Source organism: Hydrogenophaga sp., assembly GCF_025699295.1.
Taxonomy (GTDB): domain Bacteria; phylum Pseudomonadota; class Gammaproteobacteria; order Burkholderiales; family Burkholderiaceae_C; genus Hydrogenophaga.
Window position 1 is genome coordinate 59,532 of record NZ_JAILWB010000021.1, and the last position, 24,982, is coordinate 84,513.

At 68.5% G+C, this 24,982-nt stretch carries 26 protein-coding genes; 17 read left to right on the plus strand and 9 right to left on the minus strand.

Features of this window, described 5'->3' with window-relative positions; translation table 11 throughout:
- Positions 1–75 precede the first annotated feature (75 nt).
- From mltG to K5880_RS19700, 13 genes are all read left to right on the plus strand, one after another.
- A complete protein-coding gene (gene mltG, locus K5880_RS19640) occupies positions 76–1,083 on the plus strand; it encodes an endolytic transglycosylase MltG (RefSeq protein ID WP_297656384.1) in 1,008 nt (335 codons plus the stop codon).
- 28 nt (positions 1,084–1,111) lie between these two features.
- On the plus strand, positions 1,112–1,771 hold the full coding sequence (gene tmk, locus K5880_RS19645) for a dTMP kinase (RefSeq protein ID WP_297656387.1): 660 nt from the start codon (positions 1,112–1,114) through the stop codon (positions 1,769–1,771).
- Positions 1,768–2,802, plus strand: coding sequence for a DNA polymerase III subunit delta' (locus tag K5880_RS19650; protein WP_297656390.1), 1,035 nt, complete (start codon positions 1,768–1,770; stop codon positions 2,800–2,802). The genes tmk and K5880_RS19650 overlap by 4 nt, the downstream gene beginning before the upstream one ends.
- A 132-nt stretch (positions 2,803–2,934) precedes the next feature.
- On the plus strand, positions 2,935–3,306 hold the full coding sequence (locus K5880_RS19655) for a PilZ domain-containing protein (RefSeq protein WP_297656393.1): 372 nt from the start codon (positions 2,935–2,937) through the stop codon (positions 3,304–3,306).
- Positions 3,307–3,381: 75 nt separating this feature from the next.
- Entirely contained in the window at positions 3,382–4,212 is an 831-nt protein-coding gene (locus K5880_RS19660; RefSeq protein ID WP_297656396.1) for a TatD family hydrolase, read from the plus strand.
- A 59-nt stretch (positions 4,213–4,271) separates the two neighbouring features.
- A complete protein-coding gene (locus K5880_RS19665) occupies positions 4,272–4,901 on the plus strand; it encodes an ankyrin repeat domain-containing protein (protein ID WP_297656399.1) in 630 nt (209 codons plus the stop codon).
- A 119-nt stretch (positions 4,902–5,020) separates the two neighbouring features.
- On the plus strand, positions 5,021–5,509 hold the full coding sequence (locus tag K5880_RS19670; RefSeq protein WP_297656402.1) for a tripartite tricarboxylate transporter TctB family protein: 489 nt from the start codon (positions 5,021–5,023) through the stop codon (positions 5,507–5,509).
- A 16-nt stretch (positions 5,510–5,525) separates the two neighbouring features.
- On the plus strand, positions 5,526–7,037 hold the full coding sequence (locus K5880_RS19675; RefSeq protein WP_297656405.1) for a tripartite tricarboxylate transporter permease: 1,512 nt from the start codon (positions 5,526–5,528) through the stop codon (positions 7,035–7,037).
- A gap of 381 nt (positions 7,038–7,418) precedes the next feature.
- Positions 7,419–8,270 carry an ABC transporter substrate-binding protein gene (locus tag K5880_RS19680; protein ID WP_297656408.1) on the plus strand — a complete coding sequence of 284 codons (852 nt, stop codon included), beginning with the start codon at positions 7,419–7,421 and terminating at the stop codon, positions 8,268–8,270.
- A gap of 12 nt (positions 8,271–8,282) precedes the next feature.
- The gene (locus tag K5880_RS19685; protein ID WP_297656411.1) at positions 8,283–8,969 is read left to right on the plus strand and encodes an ABC transporter permease; all 687 of its coding nucleotides are present in this window, start codon (positions 8,283–8,285) and stop codon (positions 8,967–8,969) included.
- A gap of 12 nt (positions 8,970–8,981) precedes the next feature.
- The gene (locus K5880_RS19690; protein ID WP_297656414.1) at positions 8,982–9,695 is read left to right on the plus strand and encodes an ABC transporter permease subunit; all 714 of its coding nucleotides are present in this window, start codon (positions 8,982–8,984) and stop codon (positions 9,693–9,695) included.
- Positions 9,696–9,717: 22 nt separating this feature from the next.
- The gene (locus tag K5880_RS19695; RefSeq protein ID WP_297656418.1) at positions 9,718–10,857 is read left to right on the plus strand and encodes a M14 family metallopeptidase; all 1,140 of its coding nucleotides are present in this window, start codon (positions 9,718–9,720) and stop codon (positions 10,855–10,857) included.
- 26 nt (positions 10,858–10,883) lie between these two features.
- A complete protein-coding gene (locus K5880_RS19700; RefSeq protein WP_297656421.1) occupies positions 10,884–11,684 on the plus strand; it encodes an ATP-binding cassette domain-containing protein in 801 nt (266 codons plus the stop codon).
- An 18-nt stretch (positions 11,685–11,702) separates the two neighbouring features.
- On the opposite strand, the gene K5880_RS19705 is transcribed toward K5880_RS19700, so the two are convergent.
- Together K5880_RS19705 and K5880_RS19710 are read right to left on the minus strand one after the other, a co-directional pair.
- A complete protein-coding gene (locus tag K5880_RS19705; RefSeq protein WP_297656423.1) occupies positions 11,703–14,207 on the minus strand; it encodes a penicillin acylase family protein in 2,505 nt (834 codons plus the stop codon).
- A 70-nt stretch (positions 14,208–14,277) separates the two neighbouring features.
- The gene (locus tag K5880_RS19710) at positions 14,278–15,222 is read right to left on the minus strand and encodes an adenylate/guanylate cyclase domain-containing protein (protein WP_297656426.1); all 945 of its coding nucleotides are present in this window, start codon (positions 15,220–15,222) and stop codon (positions 14,278–14,280) included.
- 429 nt (positions 15,223–15,651) lie between these two features.
- On the opposite strand from K5880_RS19710, the gene K5880_RS19715 reads away from it, so the two are divergent.
- Positions 15,652–15,954: a hypothetical protein gene (locus K5880_RS19715; protein WP_297656429.1), complete on the plus strand. Its 303-nt coding sequence runs from the start codon at positions 15,652–15,654 to the stop codon at positions 15,952–15,954.
- A gap of 19 nt (positions 15,955–15,973) precedes the next feature.
- Here the strand turns inward: K5880_RS19715 and K5880_RS19720 are convergent, their stop codons facing one another.
- Complete coding sequence (locus K5880_RS19720) at positions 15,974–16,930, minus strand: LD-carboxypeptidase (protein ID WP_297656433.1); 957 nt, start codon at positions 16,928–16,930, stop codon at positions 15,974–15,976.
- 24 nt (positions 16,931–16,954) lie between these two features.
- Positions 16,955–18,355, minus strand: a complete 1,401-nt coding sequence (gene tadA / locus K5880_RS19725; RefSeq protein ID WP_297656479.1) for a tRNA adenosine(34) deaminase TadA — start codon at positions 18,353–18,355, stop codon at positions 16,955–16,957.
- A 72-nt stretch (positions 18,356–18,427) separates the two neighbouring features.
- Between tadA and opgC the strand changes: the two genes are divergently transcribed.
- Complete coding sequence (gene opgC / locus K5880_RS19730; RefSeq protein ID WP_297656436.1) at positions 18,428–19,615, plus strand: OpgC domain-containing protein; 1,188 nt, start codon at positions 18,428–18,430, stop codon at positions 19,613–19,615.
- Here the strand turns inward: opgC and K5880_RS19735 are convergent.
- A complete protein-coding gene (locus K5880_RS19735) occupies positions 19,557–20,231 on the minus strand; it encodes an SGNH/GDSL hydrolase family protein (RefSeq protein WP_297656439.1) in 675 nt (224 codons plus the stop codon). The two genes, opgC and K5880_RS19735, sit on opposite strands and share 59 nt — an antisense overlap.
- The gene (locus K5880_RS19740; RefSeq protein WP_297656482.1) at positions 20,228–20,860 is read right to left on the minus strand and encodes an FMN-binding negative transcriptional regulator; all 633 of its coding nucleotides are present in this window, start codon (positions 20,858–20,860) and stop codon (positions 20,228–20,230) included. Before K5880_RS19740 ends, K5880_RS19735 begins: the two co-directional genes overlap by 4 nt.
- 164 nt (positions 20,861–21,024) lie before the next feature.
- Between K5880_RS19740 and K5880_RS19745 the strand changes: the two genes are divergently transcribed.
- Together K5880_RS19745 and K5880_RS19750 are read left to right on the plus strand one after the other, a co-directional pair.
- Entirely contained in the window at positions 21,025–21,594 is a 570-nt protein-coding gene (locus tag K5880_RS19745; RefSeq protein ID WP_297656443.1) for a hypothetical protein, read from the plus strand.
- 43 nt (positions 21,595–21,637) lie between these two features.
- Positions 21,638–22,579, plus strand: coding sequence for a RibD family protein (locus K5880_RS19750; protein ID WP_297656446.1), 942 nt, complete (start codon positions 21,638–21,640; stop codon positions 22,577–22,579).
- Here the strand turns inward: K5880_RS19750 and K5880_RS19755 are convergent.
- Genes K5880_RS19755 through K5880_RS19765 form a run of 3 tightly spaced genes read right to left on the minus strand, consistent with a single transcriptional unit; the run spans position 22,534 to position 24,982 of the window.
- The gene (locus tag K5880_RS19755) at positions 22,534–23,493 is read right to left on the minus strand and encodes a class I SAM-dependent methyltransferase (RefSeq protein ID WP_297656449.1); all 960 of its coding nucleotides are present in this window, start codon (positions 23,491–23,493) and stop codon (positions 22,534–22,536) included. The two genes, K5880_RS19750 and K5880_RS19755, sit on opposite strands and share 46 nt — an antisense overlap.
- A complete protein-coding gene (locus K5880_RS19760) occupies positions 23,490–24,542 on the minus strand; it encodes a glycosyltransferase family 4 protein (protein WP_297656452.1) in 1,053 nt (350 codons plus the stop codon). The genes K5880_RS19755 and K5880_RS19760 overlap by 4 nt, the downstream gene beginning before the upstream one ends.
- Before the next feature lie 5 nt (positions 24,543–24,547).
- Positions 24,548–24,982: a 6-carboxytetrahydropterin synthase gene (locus K5880_RS19765; RefSeq protein WP_297656455.1), complete on the minus strand. Its 435-nt coding sequence runs from the start codon at positions 24,980–24,982 to the stop codon at positions 24,548–24,550.

Genomic DNA, 24,982 nt, shown 5'->3' on the forward strand with positions numbered 1-24,982 from the left:
GGCGTCGATTATCATGGCCGGCCCGCTCCCCTGCCGAGCCGATTCGACAAGCCCCTGCCGAGCTATCTCCCCGTGATGCGTCTCCTGAAACTGCTGGTGGTTGTTCCCCTGCTGCTTGCACTGCTGGCCGCCGTGGCGGGCATGTGGTGGCTGCAGCAACCGCTGCCGCTGACGACTGCCGCGACGCAGCAGAAACCGCTGCTTGTGACCATCGAGCCCGGTGCGTCCGCGCAGTTGGTGGCCGAGCGGCTGACCGCATCCGGCGTGAACGCGCCGCCGCAACTGCTGTATGCCTGGTTTCGGCTGTCGGGCCAGGCGCGCGACATCAAGGCCGGCACCTACGAACTCGTTGCCGGGACCACGCCCCGCACGCTGCTGTCCAAGCTTGTGCGTGGTGAACAGGCGCTGCGCAGCATCACGCTGCTCGAAGGCTGGAACATCCGCCAGGTGCTGCAGGCCGTGCGCAGCGCGCCCGATCTCACGCAAGACATCGAAGGCCTGAGCCAGGATGACATCATGGCGCTGATCGGCTACCCCGGCCGGCACCCCGAGGGGCGCTTCTTCCCCGACACCTACCGTGTGGTGACCCGTGCGCCGGCCTCCAGCGTGCTCAGGCAGGCGGCGCAGGCCATGGAGCAAAGGCTGGAAAAAGCCTGGGCCCAGCGCGACGCAGATTCGCCGCTGCGCACGCCCGACGAGGCGCTGGTGCTCGCCAGCATCGTTGAGAAGGAAACCGGCCTCGACAGCGACCGCCGCCGCATCGCCGGCGTGTTCGTCAACCGGCTGCGCATCGGCATGCGGCTGCAGACCGACCCGGCCGTGATCTACGGCCTGGGCGAACGCTTCGACGGCAACCTGCGCCGCAGCCACCTCACGACCGACGGCGCGTACAACACCTATGTGCGCGCCGGCCTGCCGCCCACGCCGATCGCGATGCCCGGAGAGGCCTCGCTGATGGCAGCGGTGCAGCCCCTGGCCACCAACTCGATCTACTTCGTGTCCCGCGGAGATGGTTCCAGCCAGTTCAGCGCCACTCTGGAAGAGCACAATGCGGCGGTGAGGCGCTACATCCTGCGGCGCTGAAGCCCCCGCCACACCCCGATCCCCGTCCATGTCCGCCTCCGGCCTCTTCATCAGCTTCGAAGGCATCGACGGCGCGGGCAAATCCACCCACATCGCCGGTCTGGCCGACGCGTTCCGGGCGGCGGGGCGCACCGTGGTCCTCACGCGCGAGCCCGGCGGCACGCCACTGGCCGAAAAGCTGCGCGAACTGGTGCTCAACGACGCCATGGACCCGCTGAGCGAGGCGCTGCTGATGTTCGCCGCGCGGCGCGACCACCTGGGGCAGGTGATCGAGCCTGCCCTGGCGCGAGGCAATGTGGTGCTGTGCGACCGTTTCACCGACGCGACTTTTGCCTACCAGGGCGGCGGGCGGGGTTTCGATCTCGATGTGCTGCACCAGCTCGAACGCTGGGTGCAGTCGCGTCCCGATGACCCAACCCCGCGCCAGCCCGACCTCACGATCTGGTTCGACCTGCCGCCCGCGGTGGCGGCGCAGCGCCTGGCCGCGGCCCGGGTGCCCGATCGTTTCGAGGCACAGCCGCAGGCCTTCTTCGAGCGTGTGGTGGCGGGCTATGCGAAGCGCATGGACGAGTCGCCCGCCCGCTTCGCCCGCATCGCGTCCGACCAGCCCAGGGAGCGTGTCTGGCAGTGCGTGCGCGAAGCCGTCCAGCAACGCGGCTGGCTGCTACCTGCAGGAGCTGGCGCATGACCGCGTCCACCCTGGCGCCCTGGTTGCACGCACAGCTGCGCAGCCTGCTGGCACAGCGCGGTCACGCCCTGTTGCTCGCTGGCCCTTCGGGTCTGGGGCAGTACGAGCTGGCGCTGGCGCTGGCCCGTGCCTGGTTGTGCGAACAGCCTGGTGCGGACGGCGCCTGCGGCGTGTGCGGCAGCTGCCACGCCATCGACGTGCGCACCCATGCCGACCTCTGTGTGCTGATGCCCGAAACGCTGAGCCTGGAACTGGGCTGGCCGCTGGACGAAGGCGCGCAGAAGGAGATCGACGACAAGAAGCGCAAGGCAAGCAAGTTCATCCGCGTGGAGGCTGCGCGCGATGCCGTGGCTTTCACGCAGTTCACGCGATCGGGTGGGCGCACCAAGGTGATCCTGGTGCATCCGGCCGAGCGCATGAATGTCGAGTCGGCCAATACCCTGCTCAAAACCCTCGAAGAACCCGTGGGCGAGGTGCGCTTCGTGCTGGCCACCGAAGCGGCGCACCAGTTGCTGCCGACCATCCGCAGCCGCTGCCAGGGCCATGCCATGCTGTGGCCCACCGAGCCGGATGCGCTGGACTGGCTGGTGCAGCAGGCCGGCGCACAGGGCAAGCCGGTGGAACGCGGCCAGGCCGCCGTGTGGCTGCAGGCCGCCGGCGGACGCCCCGACGACGCGCTGGCCTGGGCCGCCACCGGGCTGCAGGGCGCGACATGGGCCCACTTGCCGCAGGCACTGGCCCGGGGGGATTGGGGGACGCTCGCGGGCTGGCCGCCCGCGCAGCAACTCGCGGTGCTGCAGAAGCTGTGCCACGACCTCATGGCCCGCGCCTCGGGTGCGCCCTCGCGCTACTTTCCCGCCGAGCAACTGCCGCCCGCACCGCGCTGGAGCGCGCTGGCCCAGTGGTCGCGCGAACTCATGAGTGCCGCACGCACGGTGGAACACCCCTACAACGCCGGGCTGACGCAGGAGGCCTGGGCCGCCCGCACCCGCCAGGTGCTGGGCAGCGGAGGCGCCCGCGCGACCGCCTGAGGCCTCACGCCGGCCGCTGACCGGAGAAGCCGTTCAAACGCCGATTTGTCACGGAAACTCGTGGCTGTTGTGGGCCTTTCGGGCCCTTGTCAGTCGCCGCGTCCGCGCCCATTGCCGCTAAACTCGTCCACCATGAGCACCAACCCTTCTCCATCGTCCGCAACGGCGCGGCCGAGCGTGATCCAGCTCTCCATCAAGGAAAAGGCGGCCCTGTATGCCGCCTATATCCCCTTGTTCGCCGACGGAGGCATCTTCATTCCCTCGTCGCGCGAGTACCGCCTGGGGGATGACGTCTATGTACTGCTCAGCCTGCCCGAAGACCCACAGCGCTACCCTGTGGCGGGCAAGGTCGCCTGGGTCACGCCGGCCAAGGCACAGGGCGCGCGGACCCAGGGCGTGGGCATCCGTTTTCCGGCCGACGAGAAGTCGCGCCAGCTCAAGCTCAAGATCGAGGAACTCCTGGGCTCCAACCTGGGTTCGGACCGCGCCACCCAGACGCTCTGACCCGGCGGATTTCTGCCAGCCGATGCGGCGCACAATGGTGTGCCCATCGGCTTTTTTCGTTCTGTTCCGTTTCTCATGTTCACCGACTCTCACTGCCACCTGAGCTTTCCCGAACTGCAGGCGCGCCTGCCAGACATTCTTGACGAGATGGCGCAGGCTCGGGTGGACCGCGCGCTGTGCATCTGCACCACGCTGGAAGAATTTGAGGATGTGTACGGACTGGCGAGCGCGCACCACCACCTCTGGGCCACCGTGGGCGTGCACCCGGACAACGAAGATGTGCGCGAACCCGCGCTGGGCGACCTTCTGGAGGGTGCCGCGCGCCCCAAAGTGATCGGCATCGGCGAAACCGGGCTGGACTACTACCGCCTGGGCGAGCGCACGGTGGCCGACATGGAATGGCAGCGCGAGCGGTTCCGCACCCACATCCGCGCGGGTCGCCTGACCGGCCTGCCGCTGGTGATCCACACCCGCAGCGCGTCCGAGGACACGCTGGCGATCCTGAGGGAGGAGGGGGGCTTCGTGTCGGGTTCCGCCCAGCCCCAACCGGTCGCCAGGGGTGTTTTCCACTGCTTCACGGAAACCATGGATGTCGCGCGCGCGGCACTGGACCTGGGCTTCTACGTCTCCTTCTCCGGCATCCTGACGTTTCGCAACGCAGCCGATCTGCGCGAAGTAGCGGCCTTTGTCCCGCTGGACCGCACCCTGATCGAGACCGACAGCCCCTATCTGGCACCGGTTCCTCACCGCGGAAAGACAAACTCGCCCGCCTGGGTCCCGTGGGTGGCCCGGCAGATAGCCGAGATCAAGGGCCTCGAGGTGGAGGCCGTTGCACAGGCCACCAGCCACAATTTTGAGCAGCTGTTCGATCGGGTGAGCCGCGCAGCCCATGCTGACAAAATATGAAGTATCAGATTAAAAATATGAAAAAGTGCATTGTTTCAAGAGCAATATTTGCATTGTTTATGGCATTTTCATTCACCCTGCATGCCAGTTCGTTTGACGACTTCTTCATGGCCATCAAGCAGGACAACGTGGCCGCCGTGCGCCAGCTCGCACAGCGCGGCTTCGATCTGAACACCCGCAACGAGGCAGGCGACCACGCGCTGTACCTGGCCATCCGGGACGGCGCGACCAGCGTGGCCGACTACCTCGTGGGCCAGGCGTCCGTGGACATCGAAGCCCGCAGTGCCAAGGAGGAAAGCCCCTTGATGATGGCCGCCATCAAGGGCCGCCTGGAGTTGATGCGCCGCCTGATCGCGCGCAAGGCCGAGGTCAACAAGACTGGCTGGACCCCCCTGCATTACGCCGCCACGCATGCCGGAGAGGCCAGCCCCATCATGGTGCGTCTGTTGCTGGAACACCATGCCTACATTGACGCCGAATCGCCCAATGGCACGACACCCCTGATGATGGCAGCCCACTATGGTGATCCCGGGGTCGTGAAGTTGCTGCTCGAGGAAGGTGCCGACCCGATGCTGCGCAACCAGCAGGGCCTCACTGCGATCGATTTCGCGCACCGCGCCAACCGCGCCGAATCGGCGGAGATCATTGCGGCCTTCGTGCGCGCCCGGCAGCCCAAAGGCAAGTGGTGATCAGCGAAGTTGCGTTGAAGGCATCGTTCGCACTGGCACAAAGTAGGTGTAACCCACATGGGCCTGACGGCCGCGACGCATCAGAATCGCCGGCTGACCCACATAAATGAGGAGACGCCGTGAAGCTGGCCAGTCAGAAGGACTTTTTTTCGGGATTGATGTTCACCATCGTCGGCGTGTCGTTTGCCGTCGGAGCCACCAATTTCACGGTAGGCGAGGCCGCCCGCATGGGGCCAGGCTACTTCCCGTTGATGCTGGGCATCCTGCTGGCCGGCCTGGGCATCCTGATCACGATCATCTCGTTGCGCAGCAAGGCGCCCGATGGCGATCCGATCGGGGCGATTGCCTGGCGGCCCCTGTGCTTCATCCTGGGCGCCAACCTCGCGTTTGGTGCGCTGCTGGTGGGCTTCCCGCCGCTGGGGCTGCCCGCCATGGGGTTGATCGTCGCCATCTACGGCCTGGTGGTCATCTCCGGCTTTGCCCGGCCCAACTCCAGCATCAAGGAGTCGCTGATCCTGGCCACCATCCTGGCCGTCGGCAGCTACGGCGCCTTCGTGTACATGCTGAACCTGCAGTTCCCGGTGTGGCCTGCGTTCCTGACCGCCTGATCCGGAGACTCATTTCATGGAACTCATTGACAACCTGGCGCTGGGCTTCGGCGTCGCCTTTACTTTCCAGAACCTGATCTACGCCTTTGTCGGCTGCCTCCTGGGCACGCTGATCGGCGTGCTGCCGGGCATCGGCCCGCTGGCCACCATCGCCATGCTGCTGCCGGCCACCTACGGCCTGCCTCCCGTGGCCGCGCTCATCATGCTCGCCGGCATCTACTACGGCGCGCAGTATGGCGGCTCCACCACCGCCATCCTGGTCAACTTGCCAGGCGAATCGTCCTCGGTGGTGACCGTGATCGACGGCTATCAGATGGCGCGCAAGGGCAGGGCGGGGCCCGCGCTGGCGGCCTCCGGCCTGGGTTCCTTCTTTGCAGGTTGCGTGGGCACCCTCGTGATCGCCGCGTTCGCGCCGCCGCTGACCGAGGTGGCCCTGAGCTTCGGCCCATCCGAGTACTTCGCGCTCATGGTGCTGGGCCTCATCGGCGCAGTGGTGCTGGCCTCGGGCTCGCTGATCAAGGCGCTGGCCATGATCGTGTTGGGTCTGCTGATCGGCCTGGTCGGTACCGACGTGAACTCGGGCGTCGCGCGCTTCAGTTTCGACATCCCCGAACTCACCGACGGCATCAGCTTCGTCGCCATCGCCATGGGCGTGTTCGGCTATGGCGAGATCATCAACAACCTGTCTCATGGCGACAGCAAGCGCGACGTCTTCTCCGGCAAGGTGTCGGGTCTGATGCCTACCAAGGAGGATTTCAAGCGCATGGTGCCCGCAGTGCTGCGCGGCACGGCCCTGGGCTCCATGCTGGGCATCCTTCCCGGGGGTGGTTCGGTGCTGTCGTCCTTCGCGGCCTACACGATCGAGAAGAAGACCAAGCTCCGGCCGGGCGAAGTGCCCTTCGGTCAGGGCAACATCCGCGGTGTGGCGGCTCCCGAGGCGGCCAACAACGCGGGTGCTCAGGCGTCGTTCATTCCGCTGCTGACGCTGGGCATTCCGCCCAACCCCGTGATGGCGCTGATGGTGGGTGCCATGACGATCCACAACATCCAGCCCGGCCCGCAGGTGATGACCTCGAACCCCGAGCTCTTCTGGGGCCTGATCGCCTCCATGTGGATCGGCAATGCCATGCTGGTGGTCCTGAACCTGCCGCTGATCGGCATCTGGGTCAAGCTGCTGACCGTGCCGTACCGCTGGCTGTTCCCGGCCATCGTGCTGTTCTGCGCCATCGGCGTGTACTCGACCAACAACAACGTTTTCGACATCTGGATCGTTGCACTGTTCGGTCTGATCGGCTACATCTTCATCAAGCTCGGCTGCGAGCCGGCGCCCTTGCTGCTGGGCCTGGTGCTGGGGCCCATGATGGAGGAATACCTGCGCCGCGCCTTGTTGATCTCGCGCGGAGACTGGTCCGTCTTCGTGACCCGACCGATCTCGGCCTCGTTGCTGGCCGCCGCGGTGCTGCTGCTGGTCATCGTCGTGTCGCCATCGATCAAGAAGAAGCGCGAGGAAGCCTTCGTCGAGGAATGATTGTCGAGCGTGCGTGCGTGCCCCGGCCGCACCACACAAAGCCCGATCCGCCACCGAGCGGGCCGGGCTTTTTTCTTGTCCGCACTCACGGGCTGCAGGGCCGTTTCCTTGGCGGTGGTTTGATCTTCCACGATGTATATTATGTAAAGTTAAAAACTGGATATCGGCGTGGAAGCCGAGCTGAGGATGCGTTCGCGATCCTGGTGCGGCGAGCCGGCACGCGGTATCTGATGCGCCAGGCAACCCTGACAGGCGCATTAGTTGCTACACCTATGCGGGGAAACACCGGGGCGGCCCAGCCCGGTGGCGCAAGGCCGAGATTTACAATGCGGGCGCCCACCGCTGCCATCCGAACTAGCGGTATTCAAACGAAAGATTCTCATGAAAACCCTTCTCCTGTCCCTGAGCCTGATCGGCGCCGTCACTCTGGTCGGGTGCGGCAAGACCGAGACGCCCGCACCCGAGGCCGCGCCTGCGGCACCTGCCGCCGCGCCCACCGCAGCAGCGCCCATGACACCGGCTGAAATGGCCGAGCTCAAGGTGGCGATCGACCCGACCTACGAGCCCTTCACCTTCAAGACGGCCGATGGCAAGCCCACCGGCTTCGACGTCGACATCGCCGACGCCCTGTGCAACCAGATCAAGCGCAAGTGCGTGTACGTCGAACAGGTCTGGGACAGCATGATCCCCGGCCTGCAGGCCAAGAAGTACGACGTCATCATCAGCTCCATGTCGATCACCGACGAGCGCAAGCAGGTCGTGGACTTCACGGACAAGTACTACAACACGCCCAGCCGCATCGTGGTCAAGGCCGACACGGCGTTCACCGACCTGGCCTCGCTCAAGGGCAAGAAGATCGGCGTGCTCAAGGGCAGCACCCAGGAGAAGTACGCCATGGGCGAGCTCAAGACCCTGGGCGTGAATGTGGTGCCTTACGAGGCCCAGGACCAGGTCTATCTCGACATCAAGTCGGGCCGTCTGGACGGCACCGTGGCTGACCAGGTGGAAGTCACCGGCGGCTTCCTGAGCAAGCCCGAAGGCGCGGGCTACGGCTTCGTGGGCCCGGTGCTCAACGACGTGAAGTACTACGGTTATGGCGTGGGCGTGGCCTTGCGCAAGGACGAGACCGCTCTCAAGGACGAGCTCAACGCCGCCATCCAGGCCATCCGCGCCAACGGTGTCTACGAGACCGTGAGCAAGAAGTACTTCAACTTCGACGTCTACGGCAACTGACACCGGCGCGTTTTGTCCGGCTACTTCGCCTCGATCCTGCAGGGCGCCCTCCTCACGGTGGGCGTTTCACTGGCCGCCCTGGTGGTGGCCATCCTGCTGGGTCTGCTGGGCGCGGTGGCCAAGCTCTCCGGCAGGCCCCTGCTCGTGGGCCTGGCCACGGTCTACACCACGCTGGTGCGGGGCGTGCCCGAACTGGTGCTGATGTTGCTGATCTTCTACGGCGGCACCATCGGACTCAACCACCTTCTTGAGGCCCTGGGCAGCAAGTCCTCGGTGGACATCAACCCGTTCCTCGCGGGTGTGCTCACCATCGGCTTCATCTACGGCGCCTACATGACGGAGACTTTCCGCGGCGCCATCCTGTCGATCCCCAAGGGGCAGATGGAAGCGGCCTGGGCCTTCGGCATGGGGCCGGTGCGTACCTTCGTGCGCATCACCGCGCCGCAGATGGTGCGCTACGCCCTGCCCGGCTTCACCAACAACTGGCTGGTGCTGATCAAGGCCACGGCCCTCATCAGCCTGATCGGCCTGCAGGAAATGACCTACCTGGCCAAGCAGGCCAGCGCCGCCACCCGCGAGCCTTTCACTTTCTTCCTGTTCGCCGCCGCGCTGTTCCTTGTGTACACCTCGGTCTCGCTGTGGGCCCTGCGCTGGCTGGACCGGCGCTTCAGCATGGGCGTGAAACGCGCCAATACCTGAACACCAGCCGTCATGAAGTGGGACGTCATCTTCCGACCCTCCACCCTGGCCATGTACGGCGAGGGCCTGGTCACCACGGTCTGGCTGCTGCTGTCTTCTCTGGCCGTGGGCGCGGTGCTCGCGCTGCTGTTCGCACTCGCGCTGACCGGCCCGTTCAAGCCGCTGCGCTGGATCGTCGGTGCGTACACCTACGTGATCCGCGGCACGCCGCTGCTGATCCAGCTCTACCTGATCTACTACGGCATCGCGCAGCTGGAGTGGATTCAGGCACGCTGGAACGACATCTGGCCCTGGACGCACTTCAAGGAACCCTTCTTCTGCGCGCTGCTGGCCTTCAGCCTGAACACGGCCGCCTACACCGCCGAAATGCTGGCCGGCGCCATCCGCGAGACCGCCGCCGGCGAGATCGAGGCCGCACAGGCCATGGGCATGAGCCCGGCCATGGCCATGCGACGCATCGTGCTGCCCAGCGCCCTGCGCCGCACCCTGCCGGCCTACAGCAATGAGGTGGTGATGATGCTGCACGCCACCAGCCTGGCGAGCACCGTGCCCGCGATGCTGGATGTGACCGCCGCAGCCAGCCGCATCTACTCGGACTTCTACCTGCCGTTCGAGGCCTACATCTTCGCGGCCGCGATCTACCTCACCATCACCTTCAGCCTGGTGGGCGTTTTCAAGCTGGCCGAACGGCGCTTCCTGGCCCATCTGGCCCCGCGCGCGCACTGAAGGCGGTTTCCGGTATCGCAACATGCAACGCACCGAATATCCCTTGCTGAGCCCGAGCCTGGGCAGCCACAAGACGCTGGTCGGCTTCCATTTCGGCACGCGCGGTGCACGCCCCAAGGTCTACATCCAGGCCAGCCTGCACGCCGAGGAGCTGCCCGGCATGCTGGTGGCCCACCACCTGCGTGAACGGCTGGAAGCGGCGGACAAGGCCGGCCGGCTGCGCGGCGAGGTGGTCCTGGTGCCCGCGGCCAACCCGATCGGCCTGGCCCAGCGCCTGGACCACAAGCCCATGGGCCGCTTCGAGTTCGACACCGCGCAGAACTTCAACCGGCACTACCCCGACATGGCCGCCGCCGTGCTGGAGGAAGCGAAAACCCGCATGGGCCCGGATGCCCAAACCAACGTGGCCACCGTGCGGCGCCTGGTCGGCGCGTGGCTCGACCAGTGGGCGCCTGCCTCCGAACTGGAGAGCCTGCGGCGGCAGCTGTTGCGGCTCTCGCACGACGCCGACCTGGTGCTGGACCTGCACTGCGACACCGAGGCCGTCATCCACCTCTACAGCGAAGAGGCCTGCTGGCCACCGTTCGAGCCGCTGGCCCGCCTGCTGGGCTGCCAGGCCGTGCTGCTGGCGCGCGAATCGGGCGGGGGTCCGTTCGACGAGCGCCTCTCCGGCCTGTGGTGGCAACTCGCGGCGGCGCTGAAAGAAGCCGGTGTCGACGCTCCCCTGCCCCAGGCCTGCGCCAGCACCACGGTGGAGCTGCGCGGTGAAAGCGAGGTGTCGCACAGCCTGGCGCGCGCGGACGCGCAGGCCATCTTCGGTTTTCTTGAGCACGCCGGAGCCGTCGCGGCCCCCGCCCCACCCGCGCTGCCTCCGATGGCGTGCCAGCCCACGCCGCTGGCGGGCTCGCAGACCCTGCGCTCGCCCGTGCCGGGCGTGCTGGTGTTCCTGGTCCAGGCTGGCGCCGTGCTGGCCGCGGGCGATGTGGTCGCCGAGGTCATCGACCCGACCGCCGCGGGCCAGGCCCGCGTGCACGCGGTGCGCGCCGAAGTGGCGGGCGTCCTGTACGCCATGGTGCGCGAGCGCTACGTCGTCGCGGGCGGCGAAGTCGGCAAGATTGCCGGCGCAACGCCGTTCCGTTCGGGCGACCTGCTGGGCGCCTGAGCTTTCATTTCCACCTGGCACCGACCATGACCGCTGAATCCACCGCCCCCCGAACGCCCGGCCGTGCCTTGCTGGAAGTGCACGACATCCACAAGCGCTTCGGCGCGAACGAAGTGCTCAAGGGCGTGTCGCTGCAGGCGCGCGCCGGCGACGTGATCAGCCTGATCGGCAGTTCCGGTTCGGGCAAGAGCACGCTGCTGCGCTGCATCAACCTGCTGGAGAACCCGAACAGCGGGCGCATCGTGCTCGGCGGCGAAGAGCTGCAGCTCAAACCCGACCGCCACGGCGAGCTGCGCGCCGTCAACGCGGCCCAGTTGCAGCGCCTGCGCACCAAGCTGGCCATGGTGTTCCAGCACTTCAACCTCTGGGCCCACATGACGGTGTTGCAGAACATCACCGAGGCACCGGTGAACGTGCTGGGCATCCCGAAGGACCAGGCTGTGGAGACCGCGCGCCGCTACCTCGAACGCGTCGGCCTGCGTGGCGTGGAAGACCGCTACCCCTCGCACATGAGCGGTGGCCAGCAGCAGCGCGTGGCGATTGCGCGCGCGCTGGCGGTGGAGCCCGATGTGATGCTGTTCGACGAGCCTACCAGCGCGCTCGACCCCGAGCTGGTGGGCGAAGTGTTGCGTGTGATGAAGCTGCTGGCCGAGGAAGGCCGCACCATGGTGGTGGTCACGCACGAGATGGGCTTTGCGCGCGAGGTGTCCTCGCACCTCATCTTCCTGCACAAGGGCTGCATCGAGGAACAGGGCGTGCCCGCCGAGGTGCTGGCGCGGCCCAAGAGCGAGCGGCTCGCGCAGTTTCTTTCAGGCAATCTGAAGTAGCGCAGGCACTACGCGCCCTCAGGGCCGCAGCTCCAGCGTCGAACGCCACTTGCCCGGCTTCATCGTCAGAGTGCGGTAACGCACCTCGGCCCAGGTGTCGCTCATGTCGCGGTAGCGCTGCGAAAACACATTGCCGCTCTGCCCGGTCTGATAGATGAAGCGTGAATTGTCGAGGTTGGCCAGGTCGTAGACCGCGCGCAGGCTGGCAGCGTGCCGGTTGGCGTACGGTGCATCGGCCTTGTCCAGGTGGTATTGCCCCACGTTCAGGGTGAAGGGGTCCCCGCCGGTGGGCGTGCGCACCTCGAAAAACGGGGCCAGTGGCTTCACGTTGCTCAGCGGCCGGTGGATCGAAATGGCCGGGTGCGCATCGCCCCAGCGCCAGGCGGACACGTCATCGCCGTGCACAGCCTGCAGGCGGGTCAGCGCATCGGTCAGCGCGGCACTGCTGGCCGCGGCGCAACCGGCGGTGCCGCACCAGCCAGTGTCGTTGCGCTCCAGGATGCCCTCGACCGCGTTGCGAAACAGGCGCTTGCCGTACATGCCTTCGAAACGTGCGTGGCCCAGGCGTTCGCCCACCACGCGGCGGGTGAAGGCATCGACCCAGGCGGTGTAGATCAGCGGCGCGGCGGCGTCAACGCGCATCGCACCCCGGAAATCGCGCAGCTCGGCTTGCGCGGCCGCGGCCAGCGGGTGGTCCGAGGTGGTCTTCTGCAGGAAGGGCAGCAGGCGCATCGTGGCGGCCGACTGCTGGTCTGCGTGCATGAGCTGGAACGAGTCCAGCGTGTGCTGCGGGGTTTCCTCCAGCATCGCCTCGATGCGCTCGTACCGGTACGGTGCAGCCCAGTCCTGGGTGAAGAAGTGCGGGTAGTCGGCGGCGTGGACGCGCTGGTTGGCGGTGGCGATCCAGCCCCGTGCGCCGTCGTCCTGCGGCGTCTCTTCGTAAGGCAGCCAGCCGATCCAGTCATAGCGTGGCTCCCAGCCTGGGGCGGGTGCGACGCCGCGGATGTCGTTGTCCGGCCCGCGCACCGGTATCCGGCCCGCGGCCTTGAACGCGATGCGGCCGCTGCGGTCGGCCATCAACACGCTTTGCATGGGCGAGTGGAACTCGCGAAACGCGTTCAGCAGATCCGCCACCGATTGCGCGCGGTTCGATGCCAGCGTGGCCACCACGTTGCCATTGTCGCTGTCCAGCGCGCTCCAGCGCAGCGCCAGCACGAAGCGCCGCGTGTCGATCACCTCGCCATGCCGCGCCTGTGCGTCGCTGAGCACCGGGCCGTGGCGCGTCGTGCGCACCATGTGGCTCACGTCGGGCTGGCCCTTGACGCGGATGGTCTCCACGCGCAGCCCGAAGTTGGCCCAGGCGGGTTCACCGCTGTCCGAGGGAATGCGGTACTGCGCCGGGTTGGCGGGGTTGATCTGCTCCAGGTACAGGTCCTGCACGTCGGGACCGGTGTTGGTGAACGCCCAGGCCACCTGCTGCGTGCGCCCCAGCACCACGAAGGGCGTGCCGGGCAAAGTGGCCCCGATCACATCCATGCCCTTGACGCCTTCGGCATCGGGCGCCTGCAGGCGCGCGAAGTACCAGATCGCCGGTGCGCTCAGGCCCAGGTGCGGGTCGTTGGCCAGCAGCGGCATGCCCGAAGCACTGCGCGAGCCGTTGACCACCCAGTTGTTGGAGCCCTTGCCTTCGATGTTGCCCAGCTCGTCCGTCCAGCGCTGCAGGTCGGCGCCAATCTGCCCCCGCACCGACGCCAGAAGCCCGGTGGTGTGGACGTCCGCGGGCGTGGCCGCACCCGTGACCGTCTTGCCCCGGTAGACACCCAGATCACGGTACAGAGCGGCGAGGTCGGCGGACGCAGCGGGTTGCTCGCCAGGGTACGGCGGGAACAGTTGCCACAGCGCGGGGGTGTCGATGGCTTCGAGGGCGGTCAGCCGCGCGAACTCGTTGCCCCAGTTGCCACCGAGGTCCAGCGCCATCATGAGCGACCAGCCCACACTGTCCAGCGGGTCCCAGTAGCGTCCGGCCAGCGCCTCGTCGCGCGGGTCTATGCCCAGCAGCAGAAACTCCGGCGAGAGCGCCTGGTCAGTGTGGGCGAAGAAGGCATTCACCCCGTCGCTGTAGGCCTGCAGGGCGTCGCGCGCGTCGGCCGGCAGCCCCTCGTGCTGGCGCCGTGCGGCCTCGCGAATGCCCAGCGTGCGCATGAGCTTGTCGGTCTCCAGCGTGGCGGGCCCCAGCACCTCGGAGAGGTTGCCGCGCATCACGCGCCGATTGAATTCGAGCTGCCAGCCTCGTTCCTGCGCATGCACGTAGCCCATGGCCATCCAGGCGTCGCGCGGCCGGCTGGCCAGCACGTGCGTGACGTCGCTCGCATCGCGGTGCACCTTCACCGGTGCCGACAGCCCGGGCAGGTTGAGGCTGCCGTCCATTTTCGGCAAGCTTCGGTAGGCATAGAAGGCTGCCAGTGCAACGGACACCGCCAACAGCAGCAACAGCAGGGCAAGAAATCGTTTGATCCAGCGCACGAAAAGTCTCCGGGGTTCTTGTTGTGTCCTCCGGCACGCCCCGCGCGTGCCGCAGTGTGTCGTCGTCGCCCTACTTCTCGATGCCGCCGGGCGCGATCTCCACGTGCCCATCCACCAGCCTGAAGCTGACCACGGGCGCGCTGATGTCGCTGAACGGCGCGCCCATGGCGATCTCGCCGTTGCTGTGCAGCAGGCATTCCTGGCGCCGCAGGGCAATCACGTTGTCGCCACCGGCAAAACGCACCCAGGTGCCGTAGCTGCTGATGTCCTCGAGCACGTAGTTGCCCGAGCGGATGTCGACGCTGGCGTGCATGCGCGAGACGCGCGGGTCGCTGACGACAAAGTCGGCCTCGGGCACCCGGCCGACCTTCAGCGGCAGGTCGGTCAGATTGAACGACTGCGTGGTATCCAGCCAGGCCAGTTCGATACCGCCAAACACCGACTCCCTGACGGGATTGAGGGCATGCAGGTCAGCCGGCAGCGTGAGGAATTCGGACAGCATCTCGGGTTGCCACTCGATGCGGAACACCTCGCAGGGCTCCACCCTGCCCTTGATGCGCATGGGCCCCAGACTGCGGCTGCGCACGCCATGGCGCGCGCCCAATTTGCGGATCACCGTGTCGGTGGCCATGATCTGCTCGGGCCCGGCCAGATCGCTCAGGCGCGAGGCCACGTTGACGGCATCGCCGAAGCAGTCGCCATCGACCACGACGACCTGGCCGCGCGCCATGCCGATCTGCATCATGAGCTTGAGCCGTTCCGGCCACTGCTGCAGGCGCCTGGCGTGCTCCTGCTGGATCTGCACCATGGCATCGACGGCATGGCGGTTGTTGGAGAACGACATCAGCACGCCGTCGCCAAGCATCTTCACCACGGTGCCGCCGTGCTCCACGCCCATCGACCCGATCCACTGGGTCAGCTTGGTGACGGCCTTGGTGGCGCGGTCGTTACCCAGTGTTTCAAACACCGAGACGCTACCGGTCAAATCCACGAAAGCAATTGTCAGTTCTGCCATAGATCCCAAGGAATATCGGCTGGATTACAACACACCACCCCCGGTATGCAGGGGATGCCCGAGGGTACGGATTCAGCTCGGTTGACAGGGCGCCCGATTACATGGGCGTGTCTGCCGGTGTGCCCCGCATACCGCATCCCGAAACGTCCCTGCACGCCTTGCGCAGGCATGCAATTGGCAGGCCCACTTCGCCCTCACGGCACCCGGATCAGCGGTTTCTTCGATCACAAAAGTGTAAAAAGGTACTACAAACCTCAGGAAATTGCTCATAAGTCAGCGGTAAACATATGATTTATTTGTTGTTTTTTTATTCGGTTGCAGGATCTGACATTGCACATTTGTGCACACGGGACGTATCCTGTATCCAATTAATACAACGTCGTTGAGGCCACTTCCATGCGCTGGTTCAAACCAAGTATTCGCAACAGCATGTCCGCCCTGCTGAGCCCCGATGCGCGCAAGGATTCTCCCGAGTCGCTGGAGCCGGTGCGCGAAGCCATGCTGGCCGCGCTGGGAGAAGACGGCGCCAAGGTCAATCCGCAGCTCACGCGCAAGCTGAAGTACCTGCACGACGCGCACGCGCTGTGGTTTGCGCGTGCCGAAATGGTGGCGGTGCTGAGCCAGCTGCATGGCGAGGCGCTGGCGGTGCACCGCGTGCAAAGCCTCTCGCCGGTGTTCCAGGGCCTGGTGCCCAAGAGCCTCATGGACGCCTGCCGCATGCGCAGGTCGTGATCCGCCGAGGCGGCATCCATCATCCCCAGTAAATCAGGGCGTCGCGCCCTTCGACCATCAGGTCGACTTTCTGCCCCACGGGCAGCAGCACCTTGGTCGGCACATGCCCGAACGGCAGGCCGGTGAATACCGGCCGCTTCGTCTGCGTGCGCAGCCAGTCCACCACGGTCTGCATCTTGAAGCCCCGGTCGTAACCGGGCACCAGCTTGAAGCGGTTGAACGAACCCATCAGAACCGCCTTCTGCCGGCCGATGATGCCGGCGTTGAGCAACTGCGTGAGCTGCCGCTCGACGCGGTACGGGTGTTCGTTCGTGTCTTCCAGGAACAGGATGCCGCCTTCGACCTGTGGCAGGTAGGGCGTGCCCACCAGCGAGCAGATCACGTTCAGGTTGCCGCCCCAGAGCGTGGCGCCACGCAGCCTGAGCACGGGTTCCTTGTGCGCGTCCTTGCGCTTCATGGCAGCCAGATCCGATGCCGGCAGCCGCCACCCTGCGCCTTCGCCGTGCCCGAGCAGCAGGTCGTCGAAGCAGGCTTCCATGATGTCGTCGGGCGCCTCTGCTCCGAAGTCTTCACCCAGAGCCGGGCCGGCCCAGGTGATGGCACCCGTCTTCGCCAGCAGGGCCATCTGCAGCGCGGTGAAGTCGCTCAGGCCCACGAACCGCGTGCCGCGCTCGATGGCCTTGGTGAGCGGCTTGAACGGCAGGTCACCCAGGATGCGGGTGAGGCCATAGCCACCGCGCGAGATCAGCGCCACGTCGGCGCCACTGGCCGCCGCGCGGCCGATCGCGGCCAGGCGCGTGCCGTCGTCACCGGCGAAACGCATGTGCGCCGACAGTGCCGTTTCGTCGATCTCCACCTCGTGGCCCAGCGCCTTGAGCCGGGCCACGCCACGGCGGAACGCGGCCTTGTCGCGCACCGCGCTGGAGGGGGAGTAGATGTAGATGTGGCTCTGACCGTGGTGGTGACCGTGGCTCATGATTCAGACGAAAAAAGGGCTTGATTATCCCGAAGCGGCGTCTGCGAAATGGCGTACGGCAGATTCGGCAATGGCCGCCCCGTGTTCCTGCACGAAGTGGCCGGCCTGCGGCAGCAGCATCGGTTCGGGGCAGCCCCGGATCGATGCCCGCAGCGCGCGCATCACCGGCTCGCCCAGCACCGGGTCCTGCTGCCCGATCGCCATGAGGCTTTGCCCCTGCCATTGCGTGGCCCAGAAGTCGCGCGCCTGGCGGCTGACGGCCGCGCCGTCGTCGTCGGCGTGCTCGGGCACCATGGGCGGGAAGGCGCGCAGCGCGGCGCGGTGGCCGCGGTCGGGAAACGGCGCGTTGTAGGCGGCGCATTCCTGCGCATTCATCTGCGGGTTGCCGCGCGCGAACAGCCGCGCCACATCGAATTCGGGGTTCTGCGCGCACATCGTGCGCCAGGCCACGAAGCCAGGCGAAAGCGCGGCCTCGCCCGTGGCCAGCGTGGTGTTCATCACCAGCAGGCCGCGGTAGCGCCCGGGCGTCGCCAAGGGCAGCGTGAGCCCGAGCAGGCCACCCCAGTCCTGCACCACCAGCACCACGTTGCGCAGGTCGAGTCGCTCGACGAATTCGAGCAGCACCTGGCGGTGCCAGGTGAAGCTGTGCGCGCCCTCTTTCTTGGGCTTGTCACTGCGGCCGAAGCCGATCAGGTCGGGTGCGACCACGCGCGCGCCGCTGGCCAGAAACACCGGGATCATCTTGCGGTAGAGGTAGCTCCAGGCCGGGTTGCCGTGCAGGCAAAACCAGGTCAAAGGCCGATCGCCCTGAGCCTGCCGAAGGGGCGGGCCCTCGTCCAGGTAATGCATGCGCAGGCCGTCCAGCGCCGGCAGGTCGCTCAGGTAGTGGGGCGCCCACGGGTAACCGGGCAGACCGTCGAAGGCCGCGTCGGGCGTGCGCACCGCGTCTTCGCGCAAGGGGTGGGGGTTCATGCGTCGCTCCTTGAAAAATCCGCGCAGCAGCTCGGCGCCCTCTTCGGCCAGCACGCCACCCGTCACGGTCGTCTGGTGGTTGAGCTGCGCGTGCTGGAAGAGGTCGATCACCGAGCCGGCCGCGCCGGTCCTGGGGTCGGGCGCCGCGTACACCACACGCGCGAGCCGGGCGTGCAACATGGCGCCGCTGCACATGGCGCAGGGTTCCAGCGTGACATACAGGGAACAGCCGTCGAGCCGGTAGTTGCCGAGCACCTGCGCTGCCGCGCGCAGGGCCACGACTTCGGCGTGGGCGGTGGGGTCGTGGCGGTCGATCGGGGCATTGCGCCCGGTGGCGATCACCAGCCCGTCCTTCACCAACACGGCGCCCACCGGCACCTCGCCCGCTGCGGCCGCCGCGCGGGCTTCGGCCAGCGCCAGTCGCATGAACCGGGCATCGTCGTTGGCAGGCATGTCGGGCATGCGGCGAGTGTAGGTCAGCGCCCGGGGCCTCTGGCATGATCGCGGGTTGCCCGGATTTCCCTGATGCCGCACACGCCCCACAGACGCTGGGAGCTCGACGCCCTGCGGGGCCTCATGCTCGTCCTGATGACGCTGACCCACATGCCGACGATGTTCTCGTTGCCATCGGGCCAGCCGTTCGGCTTTGTCTCGGCCGCCGAGGGCTTCGTGTTCCTCTCGGCCTTCATGGCCGGGCGCGTGTACGGCAAGCGGGCGCGCAGTGAAGGACTGCAGGCCATGCGGGCCGCCTTCCATGCGCGCGCGCTCAAGCTCTACCTGTGCCAGCTTGGCTTGCTGCTGCTGGCCTTCACCCTGATCGCCTGGCTGGGCGTGCACAACCGCCAGGGCGGCGTGACCGGCCTGCTGGAATTCTTCTTCACCGACCCGCGCTCCGCCGTGGTGGGCGCGGCCCTGCTGCTGCACAACCCGCCGCTGCTGGACATCCTGCCGCTCTACATCGTGCTGATGCTGGCCAGCCCCTGGTTGCTGCGCCGCGGCCTGCAGCACGGCTGGGGTGGCGTGCTCGCGCTCAGCGGCCTGCTGTGGCTGGGCGAGCAGTGGGGCCTGGGACGGGCGGTGTACGACGGCGCCGTGGCACTGACCGGCCTGCCCGTCCCCTACAAGGACATGGGCGCCTTTCACTGGCTCGCATGGCAGGCGCTGTGGGTGGTCGGCTTGTGGTTGGGGGCGCGTGAGACAGCCCTGCCCCGCATGCCGGCCTGGCTGCTGGCGCCGGCGGTGCTGTACGCCACGGTCATGCTGCTGTGGCGGCACATGGCGGGCCAGGATCCGGTGCCGGGCGTGCCCGCCGTGGCACTGCTGCTGGACAAGTGGTCGCTCGGGCCGCTGCGGGTGCTGAACTTCGCCAGCGTGTTCGTGCTGCTGGTGTGGGCCGGACCCAGGCTGGCGAGGGTGCTGCCACGCCCGCTGCCGCTGGAGCTGCTGGGGCGGCAGTCGCTGCCGGTGTTCTGCGCGCACATCGTGATCGCGCTGTTCACGCTCGCATTCTTCGGCTCGACGCAGGTGGTGCGGCCCTGGAGCACCGACGTGGTGTTGCTGGCGGGCGCGTTCGCCGGTCTGCTCGCGGTGGCGATGGCGCTGGAGACGCGTCCAGGCGCGCGCATCGGCTGGACACGGGGGCTCATGGCGGCGCTCAGGGCCGCAGGTGCGGTGAGACGATCTGGCGCCACAGGCCATAGCCCTCGGCGCTGAGGTGCAGCCGGTCGCGCACATACAGCTCGGGCCGTGGCTGGCCGTCGTTGTCGAGCATCGCGGTGTGCACGTCGACGTAGTCCAGGTTCTCGTGCGCCAGCACATGGGTCTGGATCAGCAGGTTGGCCTCGCGCATGGCCGGCATCAGGGCCAGACGCGAAGGGCTGGGCTTGATCGAGATGAAGGCCACCCGCGTGGCCGGCAGCGCGGTCTGCACCTGCTGCACGAAGCGCACGAACTGGCCCAGCAGCTCCAGCGGCGTGGCGCCTTCGACGAGGTCGTTTTCGCCCGCGTACAGCAGCACCAGCCGGGGCTGGTAGGGCAGCACCAGGCGGTGCACGAGATCGGCGCTGTCGGACAGGCGTGAGCCGCCGAAACCGCGGCGGACCACCAGCGGCTGGTCGGGAAACGCCGTCTCCAGCCCGTTCCAGAGTCGGATCGACGAACTGCCCACGAACAGCACGCCGCCGGGGGCCGGCATCTTCTGCCGATCGGCGGCGGCAAAGGCGTCCAGATCGGTTTTCCATCGCTGCTGGGCCGGCGCACCACCCTGGGCCCACGCCATCGGCGCGGCCCAGGCCGCGAGCCATGCGGCCAGCCACGCACGCCGTTTCACGCCGGGCCCTGCCCTGCTGCCATGCCCAGGCGGCGCATCCAGCCCGCCAGGGCCTGCTCGTCCGGGTTGCCGGCGGCATAGGCCGCGAGCATGGCCGCATGCGATTCGGGCCGGTGCTGGTTGAGCTTGACCTTGCACTGCAGGGCCTGCACCCGCAGCTCGAAGGCCACGATGCCCTGCGCCATCTTCTGCTGGTAGTCCTCGCCCAGGCCGCGCCACTGGTCCGCATAGGCCGGGTCGTGGTCGTGGATCAAGTGCTTGAGCAGGCGGTCCTTGTCGTCGAATGCCTCCAGCACGCGCGCCTGCACCGTGGCATGCACGGCCAGGTAGTTCCAGGTCGGCACGCGCGTCAGGTCGGGGTAGACGCGCGGGGTCATGTAGGCGTGGGGCCCGAGGAAGGTGACCACGGCGCGGGGCCGGGCCTGCAGGTAGCGCCCATGCGGGTTGGGCCGGGCGCAGTGGCCGAGCAGCGTCAGGCCACCGTCTTCTTCCAGCAGGTGCAGGGGCAACTGCGTGACGAAGGGCAGGCCCTCGTCGTCGACCGAGATCAGGCTGGCGAACGGGTGCGCGCGCATCAGTTCGAGCGCGATGGACGCATCCTTGGCGGCGAATTGCGGGGGCAGGTACATGGCGCGAGGCAGCGCCGTGGTGTCCATGGAACGCCGGCGCCTGAAGTGGGGATGGAGGACTGTAACGCCGCGCGGGATGCCAGCGGAACACCCTTACCATGCGCGCATGCTGTTTCGCTGCGGATGCGGTCCGTCGCGGCTTGGTCAACCCTGAAAGGCCCCTCATGGAACTGCTGCACCACCCGGCCACCCAGAGCCTTGTTCTGCCCCCGCTGCTGGCCTGGCTGGGGGTGTGGCTGCTGCGAGCGATCGCGGGCGCGCGCTGGGCGCCGCTGGGCGCTGCGCTCGGCCTGCTGGCGGCGCTGGCTGTGCTGCCGGGCTTCGACTGGCCTGCCCTTTCGCGCGTGCAGAGGCTGCCCTGGATCGTACTGGCCGCCACGGTGCTGGCGGGGGCCTGGCTCGGCATCGCGCCGCCAGGGCCAGGCCATCGGCGCCTGCGCGGCGTGGCCCTGGCCGCGGGCCTGACCATCGCCTCGCTGGCGCTGGCGGCGCTGGCGGCGCTGGGTGGTTCGCTGCTGCTGGCGCAACTGGCGGTCATGGTCGCGGCGGCCACCGCCGTGCCCGGCCTGTGGGCGTGGTGGCGGCCGGCGTCGGGCGTTCGCGTGCCATTGGCGGCGCTGTTGCCGATGCTGGCGGGCGGGCTGTTCATCGCCTTCGCGCTGTTCGCCGCGCAGCAGCCCGGCCCGGGCGGCCAGGACGACAGCGACCCCTATTACACGCCCCAGTGGAAATGAGCCACCGTCACCGCCCGCCTCGCCCGGTGCGATGATGGCCGCCATGCCGTCCCCCACGCAGCTCACGTCTTCTCCACCAGGGATCCCGCCCGAGGCCGCGGACATCCCGGCCGACTGGCCCACCCTCTGGTCGCGCATCCTCCAGGCCCGGGCCAGGGCCGAAGGCCTGCCGCCCGGCCTGCCGGGAGACCGCTGCAGCGAGCACGGTGCGGCGCTGCAGGCGCTTTACCAGCCACTGCTCGACGCCCGTGCGCGGCCCGCTGGCGCGCCCTGGGTGGTGGCCCAGCTCGGCCAGAGCCTGGACGGTTTCGTGGCCACCGCCACGGGCGACTCCTACTACGTCAACGGCGCGCACGGCCTGCTGCACCTGCACCGCCTGCGCGCTCTGTGCGACGCGGTGCTGGTGGGTGCGGGCACGGTCGCCACCGACAACCCCCAGCTCACGACGCGGCGCGTGCCAGGCCCGCAACCGGTGCGCGTGGTGATCGACCCGGCCGCGCGGCTGGACGGCCACGCGCGCGTGTTCCGCGATGGCCAGGCCCCGAGCCTGTGGGTCTGCGACGCGCGCCACGCCGCGGCCGCCCGCGCACGCCTTCCTGGCGACGGCGCCAGCGGGCCGCATGCGGCGGAAGTGCTGGCGGTGGACGGCCTGCTGGACGAGGGCGCCGGCCTGCACGCCTACCGGCCCGGGCATGCAGTCATGGCGCTGGCGCAGCGGGGTTTGCGTGTGTTGTTCGTCGAAGGCGGCGGCATGACGGTGTCGCGCTTCTTCGCCGCGGGTGTGCTCGACCGCCTGCACCTCGTGCTGGCGCCGGTGCTGATCGGCAGTGGCCGGCGCGGCCTGCAGGTGCCACCGCACGACGTGATGGCCGACTGCCCCCGCCCGCCCGCGCGCAGATTCGCACTGGGCGAGGACCTGCTCTGGGATCTCGACCTGGCTCAGTCTCGGACGCCTTCCGGCGGCAGCGCAAGCAGGTCCACATGACCCACGCGCAGACGGGCCGTGGCGCACAGGGCACGCCGGCGCTGGCGCCATGAGCGCAGCGCGGCCACCGAATCCGGCGACTGCTCGGTCGCGGCCGCCGCGATGCCGTCGATCAGCGCGCGCTGCAGCGCCACGTCCTGCGGGCCCGCGCTGCCGTCGATCCGCCAGTCGCTGGCAGCGCTGAACACCTGGTAGCCCTCGGCCTGCAGGCGCGCGCGCAGCACCGCCACCGCGGCCGCACCCAGCGCCGGGCCCAGGCCCTTGTCGCGGCGCTGGTGGTCGGCGAACAGCCGGCCCACCGTGGCATCGAGCGGGTCGGGTGGCGACCACAGGTGCCGCCCGTCCACGCTGAGGGCGAGCAGCAGCGCCACGCGGGCCGAGGTGGCTGACGAGGCCAGCCGGTCGAGCCAGTCCGCCCCCACCAGGTCCAGCAGGGCCGACGCGGTGACGAGCCCGGCCGCGTGCCAGGGCAAGGCTTCGAGTTGCGTGGCCAGGTCGGCCTGCTGGCGCACGATGCGCGCTTCGAAGCCGGGTCCGTCGAACACCAGCGGCTCTTGCCGCGCGGGTGTGTCTTTGCTGGCCAGACCCAGGCGTTCGGGCCAGCAGCGCAGCAGCGCGGCGTCGTGGTCCACCACCAGCCACTGCTGCGGCCCGCCCAGCCGGGGCGCGAGCCAGCGCAGATTGGCCCCGGTGCCGCAGGCCAGGTCAATCACGCGCCAGGGGCGGCCATCCGGCGGGCGCGAGGCCTGCAGGCGTGGCAGCAGCCGGGCGGCGGCGGTCTGGCGCGCCGCGGCATCGAAGGGCTCACGCTGGCGCAACCAGTCGGCGCTGAAGCTGCCGCCACTCACGGGGCTGCCTTCGCCCGGTGGGCTGCGGTGCGAGCCTGCGCGGGGATGGCCCGGTGCGGCGCTCATGCCACGGCTTCCAGCACGACCGCGAAACGCGCCGCCTGCTGCGGCCATCCAGGCAGCGCGGCGGCCGCCGCGCGGGCACCGGCGGCCAGCTGTTCACGCAGGGCCGCATCGGCCAGCACGCGCTGCAGCGCGGCCTGCAGCGCCGCCACGTCGCCGGCGGGCACCTGCAGGCCGGTGCCGGGCGGCAGGGTATGGGCCAGGGCGCCGCCGTCGGTGGTCACCACCGGCAGGCCGTGCGCCACCGCTTCGGTCACCACCATGCCGTAGCCCTCGTACAGCGAGGGCAGCACGAACACGTCGGCCGCGGCGTAGTGCGCGTGCAGCGCCGCGCCCGGCAGCTCCCCGTGCCAGACCACGCGCGTGCCCAGTGGCGCGGCCAGGGCACGCAGGTGTTCCGCGGTGGCAAGGTCGCGCTCGGGGCTGCCCACGAGGTGCAGCACCCAGGGCAGATGCTGCAGGCCGGCCAGGGCTTCCAGCAAGAGCGCGTGGCCCTTGCGCGGCGTGAGCGTGGCCACGCACAGCAGCTGCACCGGGCCGCCGGGCCGGGGGGCCGCGGCGCGCGGCGCCACCGGATCGGTGCCCGGCTCCACCACCGCGATGCGCGCAGGCGGCACACCCATGGCGGCGACCTCGCTCGCCGTGCTGTGGCTGACCACGATGACCTGGCGCACCTGCTGCAGGGCCTGCGTTTCACCCGCCCGCAGCAGCGCGCTGCCAGCCGCATCGAGGCCGGTTTCCAGGTGCAGCGGGTGGTGCACCAGCGCCACCCAGCGCAGCCGCCGGGCGTGGGGTCGCACCACCTCGGCCAGCGCGCCGAAGGCAAGGCCGTCGGCCACGACCAGGGTGCCGTCGGGCCAGGCAGCGATGCGGGCAGACGCGGCGGCGAGATCGGCCTCGTCCGGCCAGGGCCAGGTCCCGTCCAGTGCATGGGGCGTCACCGTCCAGCCCAGCTCGCGCAGGGCCAGGGCGATGCGCCGGTCGTAGGTGTAGCCCCCTGTCGGGGTGTGCCAGTCGCCCGGCAGCAGGAAGTGGCAGGCACGCCGCGCCATGCGGTTCAGCCAGCCGGGTGCGCGGGCAGCGCGCCTTCGTACGAGGCCCAGGCCACGTGCGATTCGTGCAGCGTCACGCGCATCTGCCGCAGGCCGCCGGACAGCGCCGTTGGCAGGGCCTGGGTGCCCAGCGCGCCAGCGGCAATGCGCGCGGCGATGCGGTCGAAGACCACGCGGGCGAGAAACTCGGTGGTGGTGTTGCGGCCCTGGAACTCCGGCGCTTCGTCGAGGTTGCGGAAGTTGAGCGCGGCCAGTTCCTCGCGCAGCACCTGGGTGGCCAGGCCGATGTCGACCACGATGCCGTCGGCGTCGAGCGCCTCGCGGCGCAGCTCGAGGTCGACCACGTAGGTCGCGCCGTGCATGCGCTGCGCGGGCCCGAACACCGCGCCCTGGAAGCTGTGGGCGATCATGAAATGGTCTCTGACGTTGATGGCGTACAT